Below are 8,391 nucleotides of genomic sequence, written 5' to 3'. Positions count from 1 at the left end.
TTACACGCTCAGCACCCATGTGACCTGCCATTTTCTTGCCTTTAAATACGCGACCTGGAGTCTGACATTGACCGATAGAACCAGGAGCACGGTGAGACAATGAGTTACCGTGAGTCATATCTTGAGTACGGAAGTTCCAACGCTTAACAGCGCCTTGGAAACCTTTACCTTTCGATGTACCAGTAACGTCTACTTTCTTAGTTTCGTTGAACAGTTCAACTGTTAGCTCAGCGCCAACTTCAAACTCTTCGCCGTTTTCCAAACGGAATTCCCAAAGACCACGACCAGCTTCAACACCAGCTTTAGCAAAGTGACCTGCTTCAGCTTTGTTTACGCGGTTGGCTTTCTTAGCACCAGCAGTTACCTGAATTGCTGCGTAGCCGTCTGTTTCAAGAGTTTTCACTTGAGAAACGCGGTTCGCTTCAACTTCAACAACTGTTACTGGGATAGAAACGCCATCTTCAGTAAATACGCGGGTCATACCCACTTTACGACCGATTAGACCAATCATTCTTCTAATCTCCCTTAACCTAGGCTAATTTGTACGTCAACGCCCGCAGCAAGGTCTAGACGCATCAGAGCATCAACAGTTTTGTCTGTTGGCTCAACGATGTCGATTAGACGTTTGTGAGTACGGATTTCGTACTGATCACGAGCATCTTTGTTAACGTGTGGAGAGATAAGAACTGTGAAACGCTCTTTACGAGTTGGCAGTGGGATTGGACCACGAACCTGTGCGCCAGTGCGCTTAGCTGTTTCAACGATCTCCGCTGTAGAAGCGTCGATTAGTTTGTAATCGAAAGCTTTTAGGCGGATACGAATACGTTGGTTCTGCATGAGACAGAGCTCCAATAGTTATTTATTACACAAACAATATCGCCACTCAGACTCGCTAAGGCGAGAGAATGTACGATTGATTTATGTGAAACCGTAGCATCCAAGATTAGGACGCATTGTCAGCTAATTTTCGATTAGCTCTCGAGAAGAGAAACATTGCTGTTTGTTTTCAAGAGGTGAACTAATTGTATTAACCGCGAACATAAGCTGAGTTTACATTACCTAATTTACCAAGCGGTAAATCAGCTCCTCGCTGCTCATTGGTTCACAACTGGCTTAACCAGTGCGGGGGATTATACAGATCACAGTTTCACATGCAAGGGTTGTTTGAAAAATAGTCGCAGAAAAAAGAGGGGGGAGAAAAAGAAGTGCCTAGTTTCTAGTTCCTAGATGGAGTGTCTAGAGAGTCGGAGGTGTGTAGCGATGATATGGATAGAGGAAAAAGTATTTAAGTAAGAATCTGAGAATACCAGCGCCTAGTACCTAGAAATTGACCTCTAGGAACTAGGCACTCGCCACTAGGACCTTACGCCAACCTCTGACGGACGGCTTCGAAGAGGCAGATGCCTGAAGCGACTGAGACGTTTAAGCTCGAGACTGAGCCGGCCATTGGGATTTTGATTAGGTCATCACAGGTCTCGCGTGTTAGGCGGCGCATGCCGTCTCCTTCGGCGCCCATGACGATGGCCAGTGGGCCGGTCAGTTTGGCTTGATAGATATCGTGCGTCGCCTCGCCTGCTGTGCCGACAAACCAGATGCCCTGCTCTTGCAAACTGCGCATCGTGCGCGCCAGATTGGTGACGCGCACTAGGGGTACCGTTTCTGCTGCGCCACACGCCACTTTGCTGACCGTTGCTGTCATTGGCGCCGACTTATCTTTCGGCACGATGACCGCGCAAACACCCGCCGCATCGGCATTACGTAGGCAAGCGCCTAGGTTATGGGGATCGGTCACCCCATCCAGTACCAGCAGCAGTGGATTGTCGTGCTTGGCGATAATGTCATCCAAATCATGCTCGTTGAGCGGCTTGGCGGGCTTAACACGAGCAATCACGCCTTGGTGATTGGCGCCATGCGCTTTGTCGTCGAGGGTTTTGCGCGTCATCTGCTGGATGGAAACGCCCACCGCTTGTAACTCATTGAGGATTGGTAGCAGGCGGTCGTCTTGACGCCCTTTAAGAACATACGCTTCAACAAAACGTTCAGGCTCTTTGGCCAGCACCGCTTTGACGGCGTGGATGCCATAAATAAATTCGTTACTCATTAGTTAACCTGTTTTGATTCAAGAGAGAGGCGTGATGCGCCCCTCTCTTCGATAGATTATCGTTTGGCTTTTTTCGGCTTACGACCGGGCTTTTTCTTGTTGGCCTTTTTGACTTTTGGCTTTTTCGTCCCTTCAGCGCTCGCGTCGCCACGAGACTCACCTTTCGCGCCCGCTTTACCGCGCTCAGTGTCAGGACGCTTAGTCGGCTCCACTGCAGGGATGGCGCGGCGCTCGCCTTTTCCGCTGGCGTTACGTTTCTTCTCTTTTGCTTTACGCTGCGCTTCTGCCGCGCGTTTTTTCGATGTCTTGCCTTTACCGCGTGGCACTCGGCTACTTTCCACCAACTCGAAATCGATCTGTCTGTCGTCCAAGTTCACCGACAGCACCTTCACTTTGACGCTATCGCCAAGACGATAAATGGCGCCAAAGCTCTCGCCAATCAAACGCTGGCCGATCGGATCAAACTGATAGTAGTCGTTCGCCAAGTTAGAGATGTGCACTAAGCCATCGATGTGCAACTCACTCAAACGGACAAAGAAGCCAAAGCCCGTGACGTTGGCAATCACGCCGTCTAGCTCTTCACCGACATGATCTTGCATGTACTCACATTTGAGCCAATCCGACACCTCACGCGTCGCGTCATCAGCGCGGCGTTCGGTCATCGAACACTGCTCACCGTAGAAGTCCATGTCATCAAATGAATAGTGGTAGCCGCCTGTTGGGGTCCAACGATCGTGATTAGTGCCCGCTTGTTTGGCAATCAAATACTTAATCGCGCGATGGAGCAGCAAGTCTGGGTAACGACGAATCGGCGACGTAAAGTGCGCGTAACGCTTCAACGCCAAGCCAAAGTGACCACAGTTGTCGGCATTGTACACTGCTTGCTTCATCGAGCGTAGTAGCATGGTTTGAATCAGCTCTTTATCAGGGCGCTCACCGATCTGCTTCATCAAATCCGCATAATCCGTAGGAGAAGGCTCCAAACCGCCTTTCAAATCCAAGCCAAGCTCAGCCAAGAAATCTCTAAAGCCCGTTAAGCGCTCCTCGCCCGGCGTTTCGTGAATACGATATAGCGCTGGCTCTTTGGCTTTTTCCACCAAGGAAGCCGAGGCGATGTTGGCCAGAATCATACACTCTTCAATGATCTTGTGCGCATCGTTACGCACCACAGGTTCAATACTTTCGATTTTACGCTGCGCATTGAAGATGAATTTGGTTTCGACACTTTCAAACTCGATCGCCCCACGCTGATCGCGCGCTTCTTTTAGCACTTTGTACATCGCGTGCAGCTGCTCAAGATGCGGAACCAAAGCTTGGTAGCGCTCACGCAGCTCTTCATCCCCTTCGAGGATGTCATGCACTTTGTTGTAGGTCAGACGCGCGTGAGAATTCATCACCGCTTCGTAATGCTTGTAGCCTGACAGCTTGCCGGTTTCTGAGATGGTCATCTCGCACACCATACACAAGCGATCCACTTGTGGGTTGAGTGAACAGAGCCCGTTGGAGAGCACCTCAGGCAACATTGGCACCACTTGTGATGGGAAGTAGACCGAGTTACCACGGTTGATGGCCTCTTTATCTAACGCGCTATCGGTACGAACGTAATAGCTGACATCCGCAATCGCCACCCAGAGACGCCAGCCGCCCCCTTTCTTCGCTTCACAGTAGACCGCGTCATCGAAATCGCGCGCGTCTTCGCCATCAATGGTGACCAATGGTAAGTCGCGCAAGTCAACACGACCGACTTTCGCCTCTTCAGGGACCTCTTCACCTAGGCCTTCAATCTGCTTTTCAACCGCTTCGGGCCATTCATGAGGAATTTGGTGGGTACGAATGGCAATTTGCGTCTCCATACCCGGCGCCATATTCTCACCCAAGACTTCAACCACTTTGCCCATCATTCCACGTGAGCGTGAGCCACGGTCGGTCAATTCAATCACCACCACGTTGCCCATACGAGCCCCTGCTCGCTGGTCATTAGGAATCAAAATATCTTGGCTAATTCGAGAGTCATCCGGCACCACATAGGAGTAGCCATACTCCATGAAAAAGCGGCCGACGATCTGCGTCTGACGCTCTTCCAACACGCGCACCAAGCGCCCTTCTTTGCGGCCACGCTTCGAGTTGTCAGTCGGCTGTACTAAAACGTAGTCACCATGAATGATGTTTTTCATCTGATGGTGCGGCAACACTATGTCGTTATCTTTGCCGACACTGCCTTCCGGTCTGACCCAACCATGACCGTCTTTATGGCCAATCACATAGCCTTTCACCATCTCGAGTTTTTCTGGCAAGGCGTAACATTGACGGCGCGTAAACACCAACTGCCCGTCACGCTCCATCGCGCGCAAACGGCGGCGCAAACCTTCGTATTGCTCTTCGCCTTCGAGTTTGAGCGCCTCAAACAGATCGTTGCGGTTCATCGGCACTCCCGCGTTAGTGAGATACTCAAGAATGTACTCACGACTTGGGATGGGGTTTTCGTAATTTTCAGATTCACGATCGGCAAACGGATCGTTGGGCATTGTGTCAGACATAGGCACGCCTATTTTTTCCAGAGGAGTTAATAACAGTATATCGGCTCAAGTGAGCTTTTAATACTAAGCTAGCGTTTTTAAAGTGAAAGGTGGTCTTTTTAGGCAGAGTTTTGCAAGTAGAAGGGTTAGCGGATAAAAGGTGAGGAGATAAAAGCAAAATACCCAGCCAAGCTGGGCATCACCGTCACTGGCCACAAAGGCCAATCCAGAGTGCAGGTTGGATAAGCCGCGTGGTGTCTGTTTCGAATTCTAAGTCCGTCGCCTGTTAGCGCGAGTTCCGTCCCTGAGCAGAACGAGTGCGTTACCAGAACGTGTCGCGTTTTTTGGCGCGCGCGATGATGTTTTGCGGCATACGGCGCTCCAGCCCCTGACGCAAAATAGAGATACGTTTGTGGGTGCGCTGATCCGCGGTGACGGAGTTGTAGAGCCAGCGGTAGGCATCTTCATAATCGAGCGGGCTGCCATAATCACGCAACAGCAATTCTGCCAGATGAATACGCGCGTTCAGGTTGCCCATCGCAGCGGCTTCACGCAGATAAGGAATCGCGCGCTCTTTGTCTTCTTGCACCAAGGTGCCTCGAGAGTAGTAACGCCCGAGCTGCTCCAGCGCGGCAGGTAAACCTTGATGGGCAGCGTTCTCCATATAGTAGAGACCGAGTTCCACATCCTGCTCCACACACACACCCCACGCCAACATATCGCCATACAAAAACTCGTAAGACGGTAGGCTAATGCGCGTTGCACGCGCGACAATGTCTTCCACCAGCTGACATTTGTCGGCTTTGACTTGCTCAAGGTGCTTGTTGTCGTTAATCAGTTTGATCAGTTCAGCTTCGGTATAAATCGGGACCGGTTCACCAATCTCCGCTAGCTCATTCGCGGTGACCGTTTGAGCGCCCCACATCAATACCATCGAAGCCGCTAACGTTTTTAGCGTCATTATCTGCACTCTTTACTTCGATTGTTTGTCCATTGTTAACTGGGATGCGCGACTCAACACCACACCTCAATTGCGAGCGACCACCACCGAATGACTCGACTGTTGGAGCCGACGCCAACAAACCGGCGAAAGAGGTGGCAAGCTTGAACCTTATATCGACCAAGATTGATAACTCTTTAATCAAAATTGCCGCTACAAGGCAAATTGTTGCCGCGAAAGGGAGAGAATTCAAGCGATGAAGGCATAAAAAAACCAGCGCGAGGGCGCTGGTTTATCAGATTCACTGTTGTGGCAGCTATTAGCTATTGGCTATTAGGAATGCCAGCCTAGATTAGGCGTTAAACGGGTGAACTTTGATGATGGTTTCGTTACGGTCAGGACCGGTTGAGATGATGTCAACAGGTACGCCGGTGAGCTCTTCAATACGCTTGATGTAGTTCAGCGCAGCTTGAGGCAAATCATCGATAGACTTGGCACCAAAGGTGTTCTCAGACCAACCCGGCATGGTTTCGTAGATAGGGGTTGCCTTCTCGAACGCTTCTGCCGCCATTGGTGACACTTCAAGGATAGCGCCATCATCCATCTTGTAACCCGTACAGATTTTCAGCTCTTTCAAGCCATCCAGTACGTCCAGTTTCGTCAAACAGAAACCAGACACTGAGTTGATTTGGATCGCGCGGCGCATTGCCACAGCGTCAAACCAACCGGTACGACGTAGACGACCTGTCGTTGCACCAAATTCGTGGCCAACCGTACCTAGGTGTTTGCCGATAGGATCTTGCTTGTCTTGACCATCGTACAGTTCCGTTGGGAATGGGCCTGCACCAACACGTGTGCAGTACGCTTTCGCGATACCAAGAATGTAGCCAATGTGACGAGGACCAAAACCAGAACCTGCCGCAACACCACCTGCTGTAGTGTTCGATGAGGTCACGTATGGGTAAGTACCGTGGTCGATATCAAGCAGAGTGCCTTGTGCACCTTCGAACATGATCTTGTCGCCGCGCTTACGAGCCGCATCCAGTTCGTCAGTGACATCAATCACCATAGAAGTGAGAAGGTCTGCGTAGCCTTTCGCTTGCTCAAGCACTTCGTCATAGCTCACCGCTTCCGCTTTGTAGAAATTCACAAGCTGGAAGTTGTGGTATTCCATCACTTCTTTCAGTTTCTCAGCAAACGCGTCCATGTCGAACAGATCGCCAACACGAAGACCACGGCGCGCCACTTTATCTTCATACGCAGGACCGATACCACGGCCTGTTGTACCGATCGCTTTTTTACCACGCGCAACTTCACGCGCTTGGTCCATAGCGATGTGGTATGGAAGAATAAGAGGACAGGCTTCAGAAATGAAAAGACGCTCGCGCACTGGAATGCCGCGCTCTTCAAGAGGTTTCATTTCTTTCAGTAACGCTTCTGGCGAAAGAACAACGCCATTACCGATAACACATTTAACGTTATCGCGAAGAATACCTGATGGAATTAAGTGGAGAACGGTTTTTTCACCGTCAATGACTAGAGTGTGACCTGCGTTGTGACCGCCTTGGTAGCGAACCACATATTTTGCATCTTCAGTTAAAAGGTCTACGATTTTACCTTTACCTTCGTCACCCCATTGGGTGCCCAGAACGACTACGTTATTTCCCATCTTTCCAAGTCTGATTGCTAGTTAAAAAAGGATTCTAGCACCGAATCACACTTCGTGCAGTCATTTTTTAATCATCCCAAAGGAAACCCCGCTAGTGCTCTGGTACGCAACGAGATTTTCAGATCCTATTATCCATTTTGACTCACAGTCAGTGGCGGCTTTCATTCATCGGCGTAAATTTTCACACATAAATTACCCGCGGCATCAATACTAGCGCGATACATGCCTGAGCTGTTCATGGCAAAGTGCACTTGCCCGTGCGCATCGAGAGCAATCAGGCCACCTTCTCCACCTAACGATTTGAGCTCCCCTTGAATGATGCTGTCGCTGGCTTGCTGGACACTCTCTTTGAGATAGCGCATACGCGCCGCGACATCAACGGCCACGGTTTTGCGAATGAAGTACTCGCCCATTCCCGTGGTGGAGACCGCCACGACGCCATTTTCCGCGTACGTGCCCGCGCCAATCAGCGCAGAATCACCGACTCGGCCATACTTCTTGTTGGTGATACCGCCGGTGCTGGTTGCCGCTGCCAAATTACCGTTGGCATCGAGCGCCACCGCTCCGACCGTGCCGTACTTGTTGTCATCCGGATAGCGCGACTCCGACAGGGCAAACATCCCTTTCTCTTTCATCGACTGAAGCTGCTCATAGCGGCGCTCGGTAAAAAAGTAATCTTGCTCGGTATAGGCATAGCCGTGCTCAAAGGCGAACGCTTCCGCGCCCTCTCCAATCAAAAGCACATGGTCGCTCTGCTGCATCACCGAGCGTGCAAGCTCTACCGGGTTTTTAATATGGCGCACCCCCGCCACCGCGCCAGCATCACACTGGCCGCCATGCATCACTGAGGCATCCATCTCGACAAACTCTTTGTGGGTCAGCACCGAGCCTTTCCCAGCATTGAAGTGCGGAGAATCTTCCAGCACTTTCACCGCCGCGACCGCCGCATCAAGCGCATCGCCACCGGCCGCTAACAAGCGGTGCCCAGCGCGCACCGCGCTCTCCAAATCAGACAATATGGCCGCTTTTAGTGAGTCGCTCATTTGCTCTCGCAGTATGGTCCCAGCCCCGCCATGTATGGCGATTGAAATCGGTGAATTCACTCTTTTCTCCTTGATGTTGCTCAGTCACCCTATCCCCAAACAACAAAAAAAGCGCAAGTTGA

Annotated in this window: 7 protein-coding genes; all 7 read right to left on the bottom strand. The window is 50.9% G+C overall.

All coding sequences use genetic code 11. The annotated features are described in order from the left end of the window. Positions 1-511: 50S ribosomal protein L3 (gene rplC / locus AC6R0L_RS16815; RefSeq protein WP_500629862.1), on the bottom strand; the 511-nt coding region annotated here is incomplete at its 3' end. Between the two features lie 14 nt (positions 512-525). After that, positions 526-837, bottom strand: a complete 312-nt coding sequence (gene rpsJ, locus AC6R0L_RS16810; RefSeq protein ID WP_001181007.1) for a 30S ribosomal protein S10 — start codon at positions 835-837, stop codon at positions 526-528. A gap of 526 nt (positions 838-1,363) precedes the next feature. Further along, positions 1,364-2,101, bottom strand: a complete 738-nt coding sequence (gene rlmB, locus AC6R0L_RS16805; RefSeq protein WP_500627518.1) for a 23S rRNA (guanosine(2251)-2'-O)-methyltransferase RlmB — start codon at positions 2,099-2,101, stop codon at positions 1,364-1,366. Positions 2,102-2,157: 56 nt separating this feature from the next. Continuing rightward, positions 2,158-4,638 carry a ribonuclease R gene (gene rnr / locus AC6R0L_RS16800; protein WP_500629861.1) on the bottom strand — a complete coding sequence of 827 codons (2,481 nt, stop codon included), beginning with the start codon at positions 4,636-4,638 and terminating at the stop codon, positions 2,158-2,160. Between the two features lie 301 nt (positions 4,639-4,939). Further along, positions 4,940-5,578, bottom strand: a complete 639-nt coding sequence (gene motX, locus AC6R0L_RS16795) for a flagellar protein MotX (RefSeq protein ID WP_500629860.1) — start codon at positions 5,576-5,578, stop codon at positions 4,940-4,942. 331 nt (positions 5,579-5,909) lie between these two features. Further along, positions 5,910-7,226 (bottom strand): adenylosuccinate synthase, encoded by a 1,317-nt coding sequence (locus AC6R0L_RS16790; RefSeq protein ID WP_334554640.1) that lies wholly within the window; start codon positions 7,224-7,226, stop codon positions 5,910-5,912. Positions 7,227-7,387: 161 nt separating this feature from the next. After that, entirely contained in the window at positions 7,388-8,329 is a 942-nt protein-coding gene (locus tag AC6R0L_RS16785) for an isoaspartyl peptidase/L-asparaginase family protein (protein ID WP_500629859.1), read from the bottom strand. Positions 8,330-8,391: the final 62 nt, after the last annotated feature.

The organism is Vibrio sp. R15-SG3-ISO1A (genome assembly GCF_059833955.1).
This window is presented reverse-complemented; position numbering and strand designations above follow the sequence as displayed.